We start from the raw sequence: 402 nt of genomic DNA, 5'->3' as shown, positions 1-402 counted from the left end.
CACCTCCATCGCGTCGATCTCCTCACGAATCGTGCGCGACCCCAAATCCGCACAAATCGCCGTCGACCCCGCACCAGCCACGATCAACACCGTCACGATCGGACCCACCTGCGTCACCGCACCAAACGCCGCCCCCGCCCCCGACAAATCCGCCGCACCCAACTCCCGCAACAAAATATTGAGCGTGAAACTGATCAACACCGTGAACGGAATCGCCACCAACAACGTCGGCGCCAACGCCACCCGCGCAATAAACCAACACTGCTCCAAAAACTCACGCCACTGAAACGGCCGCCGAAACACAAACCGCACCGCATCAGCCGACATCGCAAACAACCCACCCACAGCCGCCATCGGCCCCGACAAATCCCGCACCCGCGGCAACCCCACCGCCCACCGCTC

General features: G+C 62.7%; 1 protein-coding gene. It reads right to left on the bottom strand.

Features of this window, described 5'->3' with window-relative positions:
* Positions 1-402: MlaE family ABC transporter permease (locus MELE44368_RS24805; protein ID WP_241566759.1), on the bottom strand; the 402-nt coding region annotated here is incomplete at both ends.

The organism is Mycolicibacterium elephantis DSM 44368, assembly GCF_004014805.1.
GTDB classification, from domain to species: domain Bacteria; phylum Actinomycetota; class Actinomycetes; order Mycobacteriales; family Mycobacteriaceae; genus Mycobacterium; species Mycobacterium elephantis.
The sequence above is the reverse complement of the archived record's forward strand: the minus strand, read 5'-3'. Positions and strand labels throughout refer to the sequence as shown.